The organism is Rhizobium grahamii CCGE 502 (assembly GCF_000298315.2).
GTDB classification, from domain to species: domain Bacteria; phylum Pseudomonadota; class Alphaproteobacteria; order Rhizobiales; family Rhizobiaceae; genus Rhizobium; species Rhizobium grahamii.
In genome coordinates, this window is record NZ_AEYE02000005.1 from 107013 (window position 1) to 123396 (window position 16384).

At 60.1% G+C, this 16384-nt stretch carries 16 protein-coding genes; 6 read left to right on the plus strand and 10 right to left on the minus strand.

All coding sequences use genetic code 11. The features are described 5' to 3' along the window. Positions 1 to 23: 23 nt before the first annotated feature. Both RGCCGE502_RS04560 and RGCCGE502_RS37120 read right to left on the minus strand, forming a co-directional pair. Entirely contained in the window at positions 24 to 3197 is a 3174-nt protein-coding gene (locus tag RGCCGE502_RS04560) for a bifunctional diguanylate cyclase/phosphodiesterase (protein ID WP_016552991.1), read from the minus strand. Between the two features lie 28 nt (positions 3198 to 3225). After that, positions 3226 to 3534, minus strand: a complete 309-nt coding sequence (locus tag RGCCGE502_RS37120; protein ID WP_176705674.1) for a hypothetical protein — start codon at positions 3532 to 3534, stop codon at positions 3226 to 3228. On the opposite strand from RGCCGE502_RS37120, the gene RGCCGE502_RS04565 reads away from it, so the two are divergent. Next, positions 3443 to 3703 carry a DUF1344 domain-containing protein gene (locus tag RGCCGE502_RS04565; RefSeq protein WP_016552992.1) on the plus strand — a complete coding sequence of 87 codons (261 nt, stop codon included), beginning with the start codon at positions 3443 to 3445 and terminating at the stop codon, positions 3701 to 3703. The genes RGCCGE502_RS37120 and RGCCGE502_RS04565 overlap by 92 nt on opposite strands. A 6-nt stretch (positions 3704 to 3709) precedes the next feature. Here RGCCGE502_RS04565 and RGCCGE502_RS04570 read toward each other — a convergent pair whose 3' ends face one another. From RGCCGE502_RS04570 to RGCCGE502_RS04585, 4 genes are all read right to left on the minus strand, one after another. Continuing rightward, entirely contained in the window at positions 3710 to 4300 is a 591-nt protein-coding gene (locus tag RGCCGE502_RS04570) for a histidine phosphatase family protein (protein ID WP_016552993.1), read from the minus strand. Positions 4301 to 4381: 81 nt separating this feature from the next. Continuing rightward, complete coding sequence (fabI, locus tag RGCCGE502_RS04575; protein WP_016552994.1) at positions 4382 to 5200, minus strand: enoyl-ACP reductase FabI; 819 nt, start codon at positions 5198 to 5200, stop codon at positions 4382 to 4384. A gap of 123 nt (positions 5201 to 5323) precedes the next feature. Beyond that, complete coding sequence (locus RGCCGE502_RS04580; RefSeq protein WP_016552995.1) at positions 5324 to 6493, minus strand: DnaJ C-terminal domain-containing protein; 1170 nt, start codon at positions 6491 to 6493, stop codon at positions 5324 to 5326. 245 nt (positions 6494 to 6738) lie between these two features. Beyond that, positions 6739 to 7197, minus strand: coding sequence for an RT0821/Lpp0805 family surface protein (locus tag RGCCGE502_RS04585; protein ID WP_016552996.1), 459 nt, complete (start codon positions 7195 to 7197; stop codon positions 6739 to 6741). A gap of 66 nt (positions 7198 to 7263) precedes the next feature. Between RGCCGE502_RS04585 and pdxH the strand changes: the two genes are divergently transcribed. After that, the gene (gene pdxH / locus RGCCGE502_RS04590) at positions 7264 to 7884 is read left to right on the plus strand and encodes a pyridoxamine 5'-phosphate oxidase (protein WP_016552997.1); all 621 of its coding nucleotides are present in this window, start codon (positions 7264 to 7266) and stop codon (positions 7882 to 7884) included. Between the two features lie 12 nt (positions 7885 to 7896). Here the strand turns inward: pdxH and RGCCGE502_RS04595 are convergent, their stop codons facing one another. Next, positions 7897 to 8949, minus strand: a complete 1053-nt coding sequence (locus RGCCGE502_RS04595; RefSeq protein ID WP_016552998.1) for a polysaccharide deacetylase family protein — start codon at positions 8947 to 8949, stop codon at positions 7897 to 7899. A 228-nt stretch (positions 8950 to 9177) separates the two neighbouring features. On the opposite strand from RGCCGE502_RS04595, the gene RGCCGE502_RS04600 reads away from it, so the two are divergent. Both RGCCGE502_RS04600 and RGCCGE502_RS04605 read left to right on the plus strand, forming a co-directional pair. Further along, complete coding sequence (locus RGCCGE502_RS04600; RefSeq protein WP_016552999.1) at positions 9178 to 10458, plus strand: D-alanyl-D-alanine carboxypeptidase family protein; 1281 nt, start codon at positions 9178 to 9180, stop codon at positions 10456 to 10458. 58 nt (positions 10459 to 10516) lie between these two features. Next, positions 10517 to 10819, plus strand: a complete 303-nt coding sequence (locus RGCCGE502_RS04605) for a nucleoside triphosphate pyrophosphohydrolase family protein (RefSeq protein WP_016553000.1) — start codon at positions 10517 to 10519, stop codon at positions 10817 to 10819. Between the two features lie 3 nt (positions 10820 to 10822). Here the strand turns inward: RGCCGE502_RS04605 and RGCCGE502_RS04610 are convergent, their stop codons facing one another. The 3 genes from RGCCGE502_RS04610 to RGCCGE502_RS04620 form a co-directional block, all read right to left on the minus strand. Continuing rightward, positions 10823 to 11320, minus strand: coding sequence for a GNAT family N-acetyltransferase (locus tag RGCCGE502_RS04610; RefSeq protein WP_016553001.1), 498 nt, complete (start codon positions 11318 to 11320; stop codon positions 10823 to 10825). Between the two features lie 17 nt (positions 11321 to 11337). After that, the gene (gene tldD / locus RGCCGE502_RS04615) at positions 11338 to 12753 is read right to left on the minus strand and encodes a metalloprotease TldD (RefSeq protein ID WP_016553002.1); all 1416 of its coding nucleotides are present in this window, start codon (positions 12751 to 12753) and stop codon (positions 11338 to 11340) included. A gap of 83 nt (positions 12754 to 12836) precedes the next feature. Continuing rightward, positions 12837 to 13424 (minus strand): invasion associated locus B family protein, encoded by a 588-nt coding sequence (locus RGCCGE502_RS04620; RefSeq protein WP_016553003.1) that lies wholly within the window; start codon positions 13422 to 13424, stop codon positions 12837 to 12839. Between the two features lie 338 nt (positions 13425 to 13762). Here RGCCGE502_RS04620 and coxB point away from each other — a divergent pair, with 338 nt between their 5' ends. Both coxB and ctaD read left to right on the plus strand, forming a co-directional pair. Beyond that, positions 13763 to 14656, plus strand: a complete 894-nt coding sequence (coxB, locus tag RGCCGE502_RS04630) for a cytochrome c oxidase subunit II (protein WP_019279686.1) — start codon at positions 13763 to 13765, stop codon at positions 14654 to 14656. 18 nt (positions 14657 to 14674) lie between these two features. After that, positions 14675 to 16378: a cytochrome c oxidase subunit I gene (gene ctaD, locus RGCCGE502_RS04635; protein WP_016553005.1), complete on the plus strand. Its 1704-nt coding sequence runs from the start codon at positions 14675 to 14677 to the stop codon at positions 16376 to 16378. The last annotated feature ends 6 nt before the right edge of the window (positions 16379 to 16384 follow it).

Genomic DNA, 16384 nt, shown 5'->3' on the forward strand with positions numbered 1-16384 from the left:
TCCGCGGATTGTAAACGATGGCCTCAGGAGGCGATGCGCCAGGAGCTTTCGATCGCCATCTGTGTGAAATCCTCGAAGGACAGCGGGCGGGAGAAGGCATAGCCTTGCAGAAGGTCGCAGCCAAGTTCGTCAAGGAGGGTGGCATGCGCTGCCGTTTCGACGCCTTCGGCCACCGTTTCGACGCCGAGCGAGCGGGCGATGTCGATGATCGAGCTGACCAGCGCGCGCTCCTGCGGCGAATTCATGATCGGCTGAACCAGCTGCCGGTCGATCTTCAACCGTTTCGGCTTCAGCTTGAGGAGGCTGACGATCGACGTATGACCCGTTCCGAAATCGTCGATCTCGATATCGATCCCGAGTGCCTTGATGCGCTCGAGGTTATGGGCGGCCACGTCCTCGCTTTCGTCGAGGAAGATCGACTCGACCAGTTCGAATGAGAGTTCGCCGGGGCGCATCTGCAGGCCGCTCAGCGATTGTGCCAGCATTTCATCATGCAGCCGTCGTGCCGAGACGTTGACCGAAATCTTCGGAATGGTGACGCCCCGTGCTGTCCAGCGCATCTTGTCCCTCAGAGCAGTGTCGAGAACGATCCGGTCGAGCGTCTGGACGACGTTGATCTCGTCGGCGATCTTCAGGAACTTGTCCGGCGTCAACAGCCCGCGAGACGGATGCTGCCAACGAACCAGAGCTTCGACGCCGGTGAGCTGCATGGTGCGCGCGGAAAACTGCGGCTGGTACCAGGCGGTGAACTCGCCGTTCTCGATGCCGGCGAGAATCTCGTCTGCCAAGCGCTTGTTATTGATGATGTCGGCCTGCAGATTGTGGGTGAAGAACTCGTAGCGGTTCCGTCCCTGGCTTTTGGCGCGATAGAGGGCGATGTCGGCGTTGATCAGCACTTTGCGGGCATCGACGTGTACGCCATTGGCGAGCGCGATACCGATGGAGACGCCGCAACGGCAGGCAAACCCTTCGAAGTCGATCGGCTGGCGCATTTGTTCGATGATGCGGCCGGCAAGCGCCGACATATCGGCGTCATTGGCGTTCAGCGCGAGAATGACGAATTCGTCGCCGCCGATGCGCGCCACCAGGTCGTCGCGGCGCAGATTGCTCGAGAGTACCCTTGATGCGTGGATCAGCATGGCGTCACCGGCGGCATGCCCGAGCGTGTCGTTGATTTCCTTGAACCTGTCGAGGTCGATATGAAGGATGGCGAACTTCTGCCGTTCCTTGCGTCCATCCATCGTCAGTGTTTCGAGTGCGATATCCAGCTTGCGGCGGTTGGCGAGCGCCGTCAGCGGATCGTGCAATGCGTTGTGTTCGATACGGTTCTTGGCAATCTCGAGCTCGATGTTCTTGGCGATCGCCTCGTCCTTGGCGGCCTTGAGCTGCGCCGTCATCAGCGCATCCTCGGTAATGTCGAAGGCAACGCCGATAATCTTCAATTTGCCGCTCGGCGTTTGGTGGACCTTGCCCGTGGAGCGGACATAGCGCATCGAGCCGTCCTCGACTGGAACGCGGCAGATCAGGGTGTGCGTGTCGCCGATCTGCATGAAATGGCGCGCGCTTTCGACAGCGAGTGCCCGATCTTCCGGCAGAATGCAGGAGAGCCAGACCGGCTCGGTCATGAAGCCGACCCTTGGAGGCAGTCCATAGAGTTCGTGCATGCGCTCGTCCCAGATCGAGCCTTCGTCCCCGAGCGTGGCTTCCCAGATACCGCACTGATAGGAGTCGAGCGCCAGGTCCAGCTTGCCAGAGAGTTCCGAAAGCTCTGCCTCGCGCCGTGACAGTTCGTCCAGCGCCATTTCGAGTTCGGCATTCTTGATGTCGCTGACATCCTTCGCCTTGCGCAACGTTTCCGCTGCCTCGGCATCGGCGGTGACATCCCAGACGATGCCGATGGTTTTGTCGTCGCCGGCAGCGTCGGTGTAGAAGGAGCCGATCGAGCGTAGGTGCCGGACTGCTCCGTTCTCAGTGACAACACGGTATTGCGTCTCATATGCGGAGCCGGCGACGTTGTAGTGGAAGAAGTGTACTTCCGCGATGTGTCGATCCTCGGGGAGGATCGCGGCAAGCCAGTCTTCCAGCGAATGGCTGCCGTCTTGAGCTGGCTTGCCGTGCAGCGCAGCGGCGCGAGCATCCCAGAACAGGGTATGCCCGTGATCATGCAGTTCCCATATGCCGATATTCGACGATTCCAGCGCAAGGTTGAGGCGTTGCGACAGTTTCAGCAAGGTCGCCTCACGCACCTTGAGCTGCGCGATATTGCGGTTGCGCTCGCCGAGCAGCAGGGTCGCAAAGAAGACGGGGATGATCGTGATGCAGCCCGCGGCAGCGATGATCAGCCGAAGCTCTGACTGGTTTTCCGGAACCGCGTTCCAACCTGTCGTCGGAACGGCCGCGATCTCCCAGCGTCCGCCGGCAAAGGCGATCTTGCGTGTCACCGGCTGCTTGTCGCGCAGATCCGGCGAGCCGAAAAAGGGCGTCGTCGCGCCGTCCGCCAGACCAAGGTCGCGCACTGCGATCGAGAGGTGATCGAGATGCGGATATTTCTCCTGGTTTTCGCTGTTTCGCGCGGGCTTCAATCCGGTATTCTGGTAGAACAAGTCGGCGTCGACCATCACTTCGACGGCGCCCCAGATGCGGCGTTGCCCGTTCTCCTTCACAAAGACTGGAAAGAAGACTGCGAAGGCCTCCTTGCCGTCGGTCGTGGTGATCGGCCCGTAGAAGCGCGCTTGCTGGGCACCTGTCGTGCGCGTCACCGATTGACGGGCGGAGAGACCATCGCGGACGTCACTACCCACCCGTTCGTCCGCGGCCTGCGGCGGATAGACGGCGCCGACGATGAAATTGGGCGCTATGGCGACATTCAGGAAGTGCGGGTTCTGGATAAGCAGCCAGTTGATCTGACGCTCCATCTCCTCGGCGTTTACGCTCGAGTTGACCGCGACCATGTTCGCCAGGTCGCGTACGACCGTGATGTCCATGTTGATCTGCGCAGTCATCCGCGCCCGAATCAAACTAATCTCGTTTTCGGTTCGAATAGTTAGCTCGCGCAGATGAGTGGCAGTATTGGCGCGGTCGAGCCCGAAGCCGACGATGACGACAACAATAGCGACGAGGACGGAAACCAGGAGGGCAATACGGGTATGCCTGAAGACGCGCAGCAGCGTGTTGCTGTCTTTAAGGCCAAATAGCAAAACCCAGTCTCCCATGTTCGGGACGACTTTAAATAGAAGCCGTTAATTTACGATTTCCCGCAAATCCTCTTTGGCGAACACAAAAGCCTACTGGGAATGCAATTAACGAAACGATGGCGTTATTGTTAAAATACTCTTCACCAATTTGGCGCAGCGCGTCATTCTTCAGGGCAAATTTCGCCATATTCGGGAGGTTATCTGTGCGCAGTTGGATTATCGAGTCGCGTTTTCGAGGGAATGCAGCCATGCGCTTCGTAGTAGCCACGCTTTTGGCCACCGCCAGTTTCTTGTCGCCGATAAGCGGATTTGCCGAAAGCGCGGACGTCGAGGCGACCATCAAGAAGGTCGATATGACCAACCTTAGCCTGACCCTCGATGACGGAAAAACCTATCAGGCACCGGAAGAGTTCAATTTCGAGGGGCTGAAGGCAGGTGTGAAGGTTATCGTCTTCTACACTGAGGTAGACGGCAAGCGCGTCATCAACGATCTCGACGTCGTTCAGTAATTCGACCTAGATCCAGCCAATCAATCCCTTGTCGCGATCGATCTTCAGGATGCGGTCTTGTGGGATCTCACCTTCAGCAGCCTCGTCCTTTGGCAAGCCGGCAATCGTCCTGAAAAGACTGCGTATGACGCCGCCGTGTGTCACGCAAGCCGTTGGTTTGTCGACGGAATTCAGCCAGGATGCAACGCGCCACGACATGATTTCATAGCTTTCCGCGTTGTCTCCCGGCGGAATGAAATCCCACTTGTTGAGATTGCGCTCGGTGACGCGGTCCCGGGCTGTCGCTTTCAATTCCTTGATCGTGAAGCCTTCCCAATCGCCAAAGGACACCTCGACCAGTCGCTCGTCGGTCCGATAGGATTTCGATGGAAGACCCATTGCCTCACGCATGATTTCCATCGTGGCGCGGGTGCGTGCGAGCGGGCTTGCGACGAAATCGAAGGGGATGGCCTCGACCTTGAGGATTTCTGCGAGGTCAATGCCGTTCTGCCAGGCCTGCGCCCTGCCGATCGCATTGAGCGGAATATCCTTCTGCCCTTGCAGGCGACGCTCGGCGTTCCAGTCTGTCTGGCCATGTCTGACGACGTAGATAAGCAAAATCGGCTCCGTTAGGCGCGCAGCCCCTCAACCGCTGTCGCGAAGAAGGGGTCGCGAGCACGACGCAGCAAAGGAGTGCGATCAGTCCTTTATGACGGAAATGTCGGGCGCGTCTACCGCCTTCATGCCGATGACGTGGTATCCGCTGTCGGCGTGATGGACCTCGCCGGTAACCGAACGCGAGAGGTCGGAGAGCAGGTACAGGCCGACATCACCCACTTCTTCGATCGTTACGGTACGACGCAGCGGTGCATTGTATTCGTTCCACTTCAGGATGTAGCGGAAGTCGCCGATGCCAGAGGCGGCAAGCGTTTTGATCGGTCCGGCAGAAACGGCGTTGACGCGAATGTTCTTCGGTCCGAGATCAACCGCAAGGTACTTCACGCTCGCTTCCAATGCCGCTTTGGCAACGCCCATGACGTTGTAGTTCGGCATGACCTTTTCGGCGCCATAGTAGGTCAGCGTCAGCATCGAGCCGCCGTCCGTCATCAGCTTCTCGGCGCGACGCGCGACCGAGGTGAAGGAATAGACGGAGATCTGCATCGTCTTGTTGAAGTTGTCAGCCGAGGTGTCGACATAACGGCCGGTCAGCTCGTCCTTGTCCGAAAAGCCGATCGCGTGAACGATGAAGTCGATCTTGCCCCACAGCTTTTCGACGTGGTCGAAGACAGCATCGATGGTCGACTCGTCGCTGACATCGCAATGTCCGGCAAGAACGCCATTTACTTCGGCAACCAGCGGTTCCACGCGCTTTTTCAGTGCGTCGCCCTGGTAAGTAAAGGCGATTTCGCCGCCCTGTGCATGAATAGCCTTGGCAATACCCCACGCAATCGAACGATTGTTGGCAACGCCCATGATGACGCCGCGCTTGCCTGACATGAGGCCTGTTGCCTGAGCCATATTTCGCCCCCTAAGGAATTCTGATCGGTCCTGCCTATGGCATAGGCTGCTAATCGGTTCAAGATTGGCAGCAATCATCAACTGTTAGGGATCGTAACAAAGGGTGCGCGTGTCACCAAAAGTTCACAAAAACAGCCCGTTCTTCATGCTGCGCATCAAATCGGTGACTTTGTCGTCGGGTTTTTCCCACAACATAATGCGCAGCTCGACCACGAGATCAGCCCTGCCGCCGTCGGCGTTCGCGAGCCCTTGACCAGGGATTCGGATCGTCTTGTCGGAGCCCGACCACGCGGGAACCGTGACGTTGATGGGGCCATTGGGCCCCTCGATCCGCGCCTCGGTTCCGAGTACGGCATTTTCGATCGTCACCGGCAGTACCGTGTGCAGGTCGAAGCCAACGACTGTGAACCGGTCGTCAGGGGCAATGTGAATGTTGACGACGGCATCGCCGCGCTGCATCCCGGCAAGCTTGTGGCCCTGGCCCTTCAGGCGCACCTGGTGACCTTCAGTCGTCCCGGCGGCCAGCGCAAATCCGCCATCGCGGCCTTCACCGAGGTCGACGGTCACCCAGCTCCCTTTGATAACCTCATCGACTGTGACGGTCTTCGTTACGAACTGGTCCGGCGCTTTCTCGGGCGCGGCTGTGCCGCCGCCGGTAAAGCGGCGAACGAGCGACGTCAGCAAGCTCAGCGGCTGCATGACGGCGGAAGCCTGGGCGGCGGCCTCATCGGCGGCTTGCTGCTGTTCAGCCTCGGCCTTGGCGGCATCCGGTTGTTTGTCTGCTGTTGCAGCCTCTGCTTCCTGCCGCTTTGGAGCACCGGCGGAAAAGGCCTGGGCGCGGCCGCCACCGGCCGCAGCGCGCGCCTGCGTGCCGAAGATGCGCTCGATCACTTCTTCCGGCGGCTCCGCCGCGCCTGTCTTTTGCTGCTTGGCCGTGTCCGCTGCCGCCTTCTGTGCAGCGGCGCGCGCAAGTTCTTCCATCACGCGCTCGGCATTGGCCTGGGCCGCCTTGGCACGAACGGCGGCTTCGCGAGCCGCCTGCCGCTGCTGCATGATCGTGCCTTCCTTAGCTTTGGCCTCGGCCAGCCGGGCGGCATTGTCAAAGAGGCTCCGTTTCTTTGGATCCTTCAATGTCTCATAGGCGCGGCCGATTTCCGCAAAGCGAGCGCTCGCCGTCGGGTCGCCCTGATTGTGATCAGGGTGAACCGCCTTGGCCATATTGCGCCAGGCTGCTTTGATTTCGTCCTGCCCCGCGTCGCGCTTGACGCCCAAAATCTTATAAGGATCGCGCATGTCCCAAACCGCCGGTGTTCCGATGCGGTGTGCCTGCCCTTGCCCTGGCACCCCGAAGCCTCTCGTTCGGCGCCCGAGCTCATCCTGAGGATAAATCTGGCGCACATGAGGAACGATTGTCAGGAAAAGATGCTAATCAGTTCTTATCCGACGTGGCGGGTATCTCGCTTTTGCGCCGAATGGTTAGCCTTTTGCTAAACATCAAAAGAGGTGAGAGCACGCGCTAAGCATGCGTCGCAGGGCATTCAGCTTTCCGGCTGGAAACTCAGGAGCTGCCAGTTGCCGCCGCCGACCAAGCAGGTCTTGCCATAGAATTTTGCAATTCCGACATAGGAGTGGCGCGTCGTACGGAACTGTCGGCAGACATGGCCGGAATCGGTATTCTCGACGATGGTGTCGATAACGCCGGCGCTTCCGGTCGAAGCGTTGGCCCAGGGAAGGGGACGTCCCTCTAGTCTCTGGATGTCGGCCGATGTCACGGCGTTGCCGACCGTCATCTCGTCGGAAATCGAGTCACTCGTGGGTGCCGGCTGCGGCACCGTGCCCGTCGCAACCGAGCGGTCGACCTTCGAACTGCTGAAAAGATCAAGGCCGCTGGAGACGCAACCGGAGAGGGAGAGCACCGCCGTGCCGACAACGCAGAAGGCCGCACTGCGACGCAGCAGACCCTTTGTATGACGATCTGACTTTGCTATGACTTCCACCCTGCGTCCTGTCCAGTAGCTAAAAGCTGGGCAAACTTCGAATAAACCCGGGGCATTTGAGCTAATATGTCGGCAAATGAGTTAATAAGCGGTGACTTCACCGAGCGAAACGAACCGTTCGATCTTTTTGCCGAGTGGCTGAAGGAAGCGGAGGCTTCCGAGATCAATGACCCGAATGCGGTAGCACTTGCGACGGTCGACGAGGACGGCCTTCCCAATGTCCGCATGGTTCTCCTTAAGGGATTCGATCACGAGGGTTTTGTCTTCTACACGAATTTCGAGAGCCAGAAAGGCCAGGAAATCCTCGGGCAGAAAAAAGCGGCGATGTGCTTCCACTGGAAAACGCTGCGCCGGCAGGTTCGCTTGCGGGGGCCTGTGGAAATCGTCAGCGATGAAGAAGCGGATGCTTACTTCAAGACGCGGGCTCGCGGCAGCCGGATCGGTGCCTGGGCATCGAAGCAGTCACGGCCGCTGGAAAGCCGGTTCGCGCTCGAGAAAGCTGTAGCTGAATATACCGCCCGCTACGCGATCGGGGAGATTCCGCGTCCGGCGCATTGGTCCGGCTTCCGGATTCGGCCGGTGTCGATCGAGTTCTGGAAGGACCAGAAGTTCCGTCTGCACGATCGCATCGAGTTTCGCCGGGCCTCGCCGGAAGACAACTGGACGAAGGTTCGGATGTATCCCTGATCAACAGGATGGTCACACCTTGCTCGATGCAAACCGGAAAGGGATGCCGGAAGCAAGGCCGGAAACATGGCGCACGTTCTGATAGAGGCCGTTGACCGATAGCCTCGGCAGATGGGTGATGTGGCCGATCGAGCGCGGGGTGACGACGCCGGGCTGTGTCGTCACGGCAATATCAAAGCCGACCTCGCGTGCGATCGCCGCCTGCCTCTGCGTGACAGCCTGGCGCGTGCCATAGGGATAGGCGAAGCAGCCCGGTCGGGCGCCTGCGATCGCAGCGACATAGTCGCGCGAGGTTTCCATCTCGTCGCGAACCTCCTGGTCGGAAAGGCGGGACATCGCCCTGTGGCTGATCGTATGCGCGCCAAGGGAGGCGAGGGGACTGGCTTCCAGCAAATTGAGCTCCGGTGGGGTCATGACGAGATCGTCAACGATCTCGTGCGGATCGATCTCGTGCATCCGCGCCATGGCATCGATGGCTGCCACCACGGCGCTTTCGTCATGGCGATGAAGATGGCTCGCGAAACGCGCGAACGCATGCTCCTTCAAGGCAACCGTTGCGATATCCAATATCTCATGGCCATTGCCGAAATCGAAGCCGAGCCTTTCCTCCTTACGCAAAAGCGCCGCAAGTGTCTCCCACCAGATCGTATGGGTGCGTTCGGAAAGGCCTTTGGCGACGAAGATGGTGAAGGGCGCGTCGTGTCTCTCGAAGATAGGCAAGGCATAGACAAGATTGTTGCGGTAACCGTCATCGAGCGTGAACGCCGCGAAAGGTTGGCTTGACGCGGACTGCGACAGCAACGCGGGAACTTCGTCAAGCGCCACGAAGCGATAGCCGTCGCGCTTCAGACGATCGAGGACCAGATCGAGGAATTCGGGTGTGATCTCCAGATGCGCATTGGGAGCGAACGCAGTGACTTCCTGGGGGCGGACATGGTGGAGCGTGAAGATCGCGCCGCGCCCGCGGGCGCCCCGCATCACACCGGCCGCACGCAGGAGGTTGGCAGCCTCAAGCCCACCGGTGATGGCAATTCGCCTTGCAAGCTTTTTCGCGCTGCCCGTCATCTCACTGGCTGCTGACCCGTTTCTGGAACGGCGAAACTAGCAAGCCCGGGGTTAAGTCTTGCTGAATGAAGATTTTTGAGTGTCCTCTTTACGGGATTTTCACTATGAAGGATAAAACTTGGCAAAAATGGTACCAGTTGTCGCAAAGTCGCTCCAGATTGGCTGCTTCTGTAGCGGAACGGGACAAATCCGAATGGCGCCGGCTATTCGTTCATCAAGGGGAAATGCATGAATAAGCTGTTGGCCGCGATTATAGCCGCGACGCTCGTCGTTGCGGCGCCGTTGACGGCGATGGCAGGTAGTGCCTCCCTTATCCTGGATGCCCGGACAGGCAAGGTGCTCAGCGCCGAGAATGCCGACGTACTGAATCATCCCGCGTCGCTGACGAAAATGATGACCATCTATATGGCCTTCGAGGCGATCAAGCGCGGCAAGATCAGCTGGAACACGCCGCTTGTCATGTCGAAATATGCCGCCTCGCGGCCGCCGACAAAGCTCGGTGTTCGGCCCGGCGATTCCATAACTGTTCAAGAAGCAATCCTCGGCATGATCACCAAGTCGGCCAACGATGCTGCCGCGGCCATGGCCGAGAAGCTTGGCGGTTCCGAAAGCAACTTTGCAGCCATGATGACGCAGAAGGCGCGCCAGCTCGGCATGACCCGCACGGCTTTCTACAATGCGTCTGGCCTTCCGGATGGCCGCCAGGTTACGACGGCGCGAGACATGTCCACGCTTGCCGTGGCCCTCATGCGGAATTTCCCCGGCGAGTATCGTCTGTTCTCGACGGCCAGCTTTACCTTCCGCGGGCGCACGATCCGCGGCCACAACAACCTGATGTACCGCTATCAGGGCATGGACGGCATCAAGACTGGTTACACCAATGCGTCTGGTTTCAATCTGGTCAGCGCTGTCAGGGACGGAGACCGCCGCGTCGTCGGCGTCGTGCTGGGCGGCCGCACTGCCCGCAGCCGCGACGCAAAGATGGCCGGCCTGCTCGACAAGTATCTCGGGCGCTCGCCAGGCGGCGCGAATATGGTCGCGAGCACAAACTCACGCCAGCCAGTGGAAGTTGCCTCGGCGGCAGATGACGGCGATATGCCGACCCCGGGAACCGCACCGCGCAAGAACGAACTCTCGCCGAAGGCGCTCGGCTTTCTCAGCGATGCGACGGTTCCAATGGAGCGTCCGTTTGACGCCGCCGATCCCAGCAAAGCTAGCAAGCCGGCCGCAAAGTCTGCCGCTGCGCCGACAGCAGCCGGCGACTGGCAGATCCAGATCTCTGCTGCATCGAGTGACGATGCGGCGCGCGCCCTGCTTGCCCAGGCCAAGGCCGAGGGCGGCGCTGCCTTGAAAATGGCCTCGCCCTATACCGAGGCTGTCGGCAATGGCGCGAACAAGATCTATCGCGCTCGCTTCGTCGGCTTCCATAGCCGCGAGGCGGCTACTTCAGCCTGCGATGCCCTGAAGCAGCGCTCCTACGACTGCATGCTGCTGCCTGATCACGGCTGAGGCTTCTGGACTTTCCTGCAGAATCAAGGTTCTCCTTTGTAAACAAAAGGAGAACATCATGCTGAATGATCTCGCCGAAAAATTCGAGCGTTCCTCTCGGGCCTACGCCGACGCAAACCACATCGAGCGGGATGCCGACTGGTTTCTGCTGAAGCTGCAGGAGGAAATGGGGGAACTCACCCAGGCGTGGAACCGCGTCAGCGGCAGAGGCCGCCGGAAGGGGAGGTCCGATGACGAATTGGCCCGCGATCTCGCCGACGAGACGGCGGATGTGCTCGGCCACATTCTCCTTTTTGCGCACAGGAACGGTTTGGATCTCTCTGCCGCGATCAAGCGCAAGTGGCTTTTCCAGGCTGAATAGACTTCAAGCCGCGCCGATCCTACGCCGATAGAATTTCGTGTCCAAGGCCATCAGCGGAAACGATCGCGGAAGCTCGCCTTTCGAAATCTCGATGAAGCTGTTCTTCTCATAGAAGCGATGCGCGGCGAGGAATTTGTCCGTCGTTCCAAGGAAGACATCCTTGACCTGCTGAACCTCGGCGTGTGCCACCAGTTCCGCAAGGAGCCGGGCCGCGACGCCATGCTCGCGGCCGCGCACGTCAGCCGCAACGAACATCTTGCGCAGTGCTGTCTGACTGTTGCCGATGTCCTTCAACCCAATCGTGCCGACAATCTGGCTGCCGCGAACTGCGACCCAGAACTGTCCCTTTCCCGACTGATAGAAATCGGAAATGACGGCGAGATCCGGCTGGTCGTCGGCCGTGATGGAGATGCCGAATTCCTCGCGCTGAATCGGCAGGATCACCGAGAAAACGCCATCGATGTCGCCTGCAGCGAAGAGTCTGATCTCGATTTCGCTCATTGCGGTTCCGTTCTCGACTAGGCCTTCGTGCCGCCGACGGTGATCTGATCCATCCTGAGATGCGGTTGGCCGACGCCGACCGGGACCCACTGGCCGCCCTTGCCGCAATTGCCGATGCCGGTGTCGAGCTTCATGTCGTTGCCGACCATCGAAACACGCTTCATGGCGTCGGGTCCGTTGCCGATCAGCATCGCGCCCTTGATCGGTGCGCCGATCTTGCCGTTGTCGATCAGATAGGCCTCCGTGCAGCCGAACACGAACTTGCCCGAGGTTATGTCCACTTGGCCGCCGCCGAACGAAACGGCGTAGATGCCCTTTCTGACCGACGAGATGATTTCCTCCGGCGTCTTGTCGCCGCCGAGCATGTAGGTGTTGGTCATCCGCGGCATCGGGACGTGCGCGTAGCCCTGTCGGCGGCCGTTGCCGGTCGGTGCCATGCCCATTAGGCGGGCATTCTGCCGGTCCTGCATGTAGCCGACGAGCTTGCCGTTTTCGATCAGTACGTTGTAGGCGGACGGCGTGCCCTCGTCGTCGATCGTGATCGAGCCGCGCCGGTTGTCGATCGTGCCGTCGTCGACGACAGTCACGCCGGGTGCCGCGACCATCTGGCCGAGAAGGCCGGCAAAGGCCGACGTCTTCTTTCGGTTGAAATCGCCTTCAAGCCCATGACCGACCGCTTCGTGCAGCATGACGCCCGGCCAGCCGGAGCCGAGCACGACGTCCATGGTGCCTGCCGGCGCCTCGATCGCCTCCAGATTTACCAGCGCCTGCCGCAAGGCCTCGTCGGCGCCGTATTGCCAGTTGTCTTCGGCGATGAAATCGCCGAAGCCGATGCGGCCACCGGTGCCGTAGGAACCGCTTTCCTGACGATCGCCTTCGCCTGCAATGACCGAGATGTTGATACGCGTCATCGGCCGGATGTCGCGAACGCGGTGACCGTCGGCCCGCAGGATGTCGACGACCTGCCAGCTGGCAGCGATCGATGCGGTGACCTGACGGACCTTGGGGTCCTTGCCGCGCAGATAGGCGTCGATGTCCTGCAGCACCTTGACCTTCTCCTCGAAGGTCGGCGTGCCGATTGGGTTCTCGTCGGAGTAGAGTTTCTTGTTGGTCCGCTGGGGAGCCGCCGCATAGCTGCCGGAATGACCGCGGGTGACTGCGCCAACCGCATCGGCCGCGCGCTTCAGGGCGGCCACCGAAAGGTCGCCCGCATGCGCGTAGCCGACGGCTTCGCCGGCAACCGCGCGCAGGCCAAAACCCTGCTCGGTGTTGAAGCTGCCGCCTTTCAAGCGTCCGTTATCGAACATCAACGACTCTGCCTGGGCATGTTCGATGTAGAGCTCCCCGTCGTCCGCGCCCGAAAGCGCTTCGGCAACGAGCGAACGCATCTTCGCTTCGTCGGCATCGAAAAGCGTTAGGAGATCCGTATTCATGTCTTTTGCTCCGCTGAAGCAGGAATGCTTTCAGCCGATGTAGGTCCGGGGGACGGTTCGAGCAAGCCCGAAAATCAAGACGATCAGGGGAGGGCGTCGTAGCCTTCGGCAAAGCCCTTGAGATCAACGGGGATGCCGATCCCTTCCTCGGGCGTCTGGAAGACGATGAAGGTGGCGCTGGCGCCGCTGCGGAAGGTCTTCAGCAGCTCGTCTTCAAGAACAACCTCGGCATAGCAGCCGTCGGCAAAGCAGCGGACGAAATAGGCGCGGCCGATATCCTTGCCGTCGACATTGAGACCAAGGCCATTCGGCAGCAGGACGCCGAGAGGCGCCAGAACGCGCAGTATCTTCGACTTTCGGTCAGCGGTCTTCAGCACCACGACGGAGAGACCGACTTCCGGCCGGTCTTCGGCGATCACGTTCTGCATCAGCGCGCACTGCTCAGCCGAGGCGCCGGCGGGCTTGTCGCACACCACAGACCATGCCCCATGGTTCGACTTTACGGTGCCGGGCGCCTGCGGCTGCGTCTGCCCAGGCTGTGCCTGCGACGTCGGCGGCGTTGGCGCTGGCTGCCCCGGCGCGGGTTGCTGCTGGGCGAAGGCGGGAGCAGTCGCTGCGGCCGCAATGCACGCTGTCAGCACGAAGGGCCGTGCGAGGGAACGGAAACCCATGAAAACCTCTGCAATTCGAATCAGTGCCGCTAAGTTGGGGCGCGCCACCAAAAATGAAAAGCCCCACCCGCTGAAAAGCCGGGGACTACGGCGGAAATGGGACGTTTATCCGAGAATGTTGGTGCGACGGCACCGACAACAAGCGATATTTCACTGATTGCAACGAAAAAGATGGAATGTTTCGCTATGCTTGGGTCAATGTGTTTGAAAGCGAAAATGCCGCACGAACAAACGCTTTGGGCTGTTGCGATCAATGACAAACTGTGGTTTGAAGCGCTGAGATGGCAAGGATTCTGTGCGTGATTTTGCGCAGATCAGCGCTCGAGGGAGATTTTAAGGTGATTAAGAAGGCTTATGCAGCTCTGACCGCGCTGGTCTGTCTGCTTTTTGCTTCCGGCAGTTATGCCGACCAACCGATGCCGTGGCAGGCGACATTGCAGCCGGCAGCCACGCCGATCATGCGGGACATTCATTGGTTCGAACAATATACCCTGTGGTTTATCGTTCCGATCACGCTCTTCGTTCTGGTCCTTCTTATCGTCGTCTGTCTCAAGTTCCGCGCCGGCGCAAACCCGGTGCCGTCCAAGACGAGCCACAATACGATGATCGAAGTTGCCTGGACCGTGGGACCGGTCCTCGTGCTTCTCTTCCTCGCTGTGCCTTCGTTCAACCTCTTGACCGCCCAGTTGACCTTGCCGGAAAATCCTGACGTCACCATCAAGGCGACCGCGACGCAGTGGCAGTGGAATTACGAATATGAGGGCTCGGGCGAAAACCCGCTCGCCTTCGATTCCTTCCTGCTCAAGGATGCCGACCGCGCAGCCGCCGGCAAGGAAGACAAGGCGATCTATCCGCGCCTGCTGACTGTCGACAACGAGCTTGTTCTGCCCGTCAACAAGACCGTCCGCGTTCTGGTGACCGCTGCCCCGACCGACGTCATTCACGCATTCGCCATGCCGTCCTTCGGCGTCAAGATCGACGCCGTTCCGGGTCGCCTGAACGAAACCTGGTTCCGCGCCGAGCGCGAAGGCCTGTTCTACGGCCAGTGCTCCGAGCTCTGTGGCAAGGATCATGCGTTCATGCCGATCGCCATCCGCGTCGTTTCCGAGGACAAGTACAAGCAGTGGCTCGCCGGTGCCGCTACCGACTTGCCGGGCGCGTACAAGACACTCATGGCCGCAACCGATGGTGCCGCAAGCACCGTCAACGTTGCCGAAAACGTCGCACAGTAAGGGAAGAGGGAACGGGACATGGCTGGACCTTCCGCACACGACGATCATCACTCGCATGATCATTCTCATGGCGCGCACGCCCATGACGACCACCACGATCACTCGCACAAGCCGAGCTTCGTCAATCGCTGGTTCTTTTCGACGAACCACAAGGACATCGGTACGCTTTACCTGATCTTCGCGATCATTGCTGGCATCATCGGCGGCGCACTCTCCGTTGCTATGCGCATGGAGCTGCAGGAGCCGGGCATCCAGATCTTCCACGGTCTGGCATCGATGGTCTACGGCTATGAAGGCGACGCCGCCATCGACGGCGCCAAGCAGATGTTCAACATGTTCACGACAGCGCACGCGCTGATCATGATCTTCTTCATGGTCATGCCGGCGATGATCGGCGGCTTTGCCAACTGGATGGTGCCGATCATGATCGGTGCACCTGACATGGCGTTCCCGCGTCTGAACAACATCTCCTTCTGGCTAATCGTTCCGGCCTTCCTTCTGCTCATCCTGTCGATGTTCGTCGAAGGTCCTGCCGGTGCTTACGGTGCAGGTGGCGGCTGGACGATGTACCCGCCGCTGTCGAGCTCGGGCACGCCGGGCCCTGCCGTCGACCTTGCGATCTTTGCGCTCCACATCGCCGGTGCGTCCTCGATCCTCGGTGCGATCAACTTCATCACCACGATCCTGAACATGCGCGCTCCGGGCATGACGCTGCACAAGATGCCGCTCTTTGCCTGGTCGGTGCTGATCACCGCCTTCCTGCTTTTGCTGTCGCTCCCGGTTCTGGCCGGCGCCATCACCATGATGCTGACCGACCGCAACTTCGGCACCTCCTTCTTCGTACCGGAAGGCGGCGGCGACCCGATCCTCTACCAGCACCTGTTCTGGTTCTTCGGTCACCCGGAAGTCTACATCCTGATTCTGCCCGGCTTCGGCATCGTCAGCCACATCATCTCGACCTTCTCGCGGAAGCCTGTTTTCGGTTACCTCGGCATGGCCTACGCCATGGTCGCGATCGGCGCCGTCGGCTTCGTCGTCTGGGCGCACCACATGTACACGGTCGGCCTGTCGCTCGACGCGCAGCGCTACTTCGTGTTCGCCACGATGGTCATCGCCGTTCCGACGGGCGTGAAGATCTTCTCCTGGATCGCAACGATGTGGGGTGGCTCGATCAGCTTCCGCACGCCGATGGTCTGGGCGATCGGCTTCATCTTCCTGTTCACCGTCGGTGGCGTCACCGGCGTGCAGCTCGCCAATGCCGGCCTCGACCGCTCGCTGCATGACACCTACTACGTCGTTGCTCACTTCCACTACGTTCTGTCGCTTGGCGCCGTCTTCGCTATCTTCGCTGCCTGGTACTACTGGTTCCCGAAGATGACCGGCTACATGTACAACGAGTTCCTCGGCACGCTGCACTTCTGGGTCATGTTCATCGGCGTCAACCTGGTGTTCTTCCCGCAGCACTTCCTTGGCCTCGCGGGCATGCCGCGCCGCTACATCGACTACCCGGATGCATTCGCCGGCTGGAACTATGTTTCCTCGGTCGGCTCCTACATCTCCGCCGTCGGCGTGTTGATCTTCCTGGTCGGCGTCTTCGAAGCCTTCGCCAAGAAGCGCGTTGCCGGTGACAATCCGTGGGGTGAGGGTGCAACGACGTTGGAATGGCAGCTGTCGTCGCCGCCGCCGTATCACCAGTGGGAACAGCTCCCGCGCATCAAGTAAGATGCG

Bases quoted from the DNA above. Each gene is read 5' to 3' on its own strand.
- RGCCGE502_RS04565 (WP_016552992.1), top strand. From the start codon at position 3,443: ATGCGCTTCGTAGTAGCCACGCTTTTGGCCACCGCCAGTTTCTTGTCG.
- RGCCGE502_RS37120 (WP_176705674.1), bottom strand. From the start codon at position 3,534: ATGGTCGCCTCGACGTCCGCGCTTTCGGCAAATCCGCTTATCGGCGAC.
- fabI (WP_016552994.1), bottom strand. From the start codon at position 5,200: ATGGCTCAGGCAACAGGCCTCATGTCAGGCAAGCGCGGCGTCATCATG.
- RGCCGE502_RS04580 (WP_016552995.1), bottom strand. From the start codon at position 6,493: ATGCGCGATCCTTATAAGATTTTGGGCGTCAAGCGCGACGCGGGGCAG.
- pdxH (WP_016552997.1), top strand. From the start codon at position 7,264: ATGTCGGCAAATGAGTTAATAAGCGGTGACTTCACCGAGCGAAACGAA.
- RGCCGE502_RS04595 (WP_016552998.1), bottom strand. From the start codon at position 8,949: ATGACGGGCAGCGCGAAAAAGCTTGCAAGGCGAATTGCCATCACCGGT.
- RGCCGE502_RS04600 (WP_016552999.1), top strand. From the start codon at position 9,178: ATGAATAAGCTGTTGGCCGCGATTATAGCCGCGACGCTCGTCGTTGCG.
- RGCCGE502_RS04605 (WP_016553000.1), top strand. From the start codon at position 10,517: ATGCTGAATGATCTCGCCGAAAAATTCGAGCGTTCCTCTCGGGCCTAC.
- RGCCGE502_RS04610 (WP_016553001.1), bottom strand. From the start codon at position 11,320: ATGAGCGAAATCGAGATCAGACTCTTCGCTGCAGGCGACATCGATGGC.
- tldD (WP_016553002.1), bottom strand. From the start codon at position 12,753: ATGAATACGGATCTCCTAACGCTTTTCGATGCCGACGAAGCGAAGATG.
- RGCCGE502_RS04620 (WP_016553003.1), bottom strand. From the start codon at position 13,424: ATGGGTTTCCGTTCCCTCGCACGGCCCTTCGTGCTGACAGCGTGCATT.
- ctaD (WP_016553005.1), top strand. From the start codon at position 14,675: ATGGCTGGACCTTCCGCACACGACGATCATCACTCGCATGATCATTCT.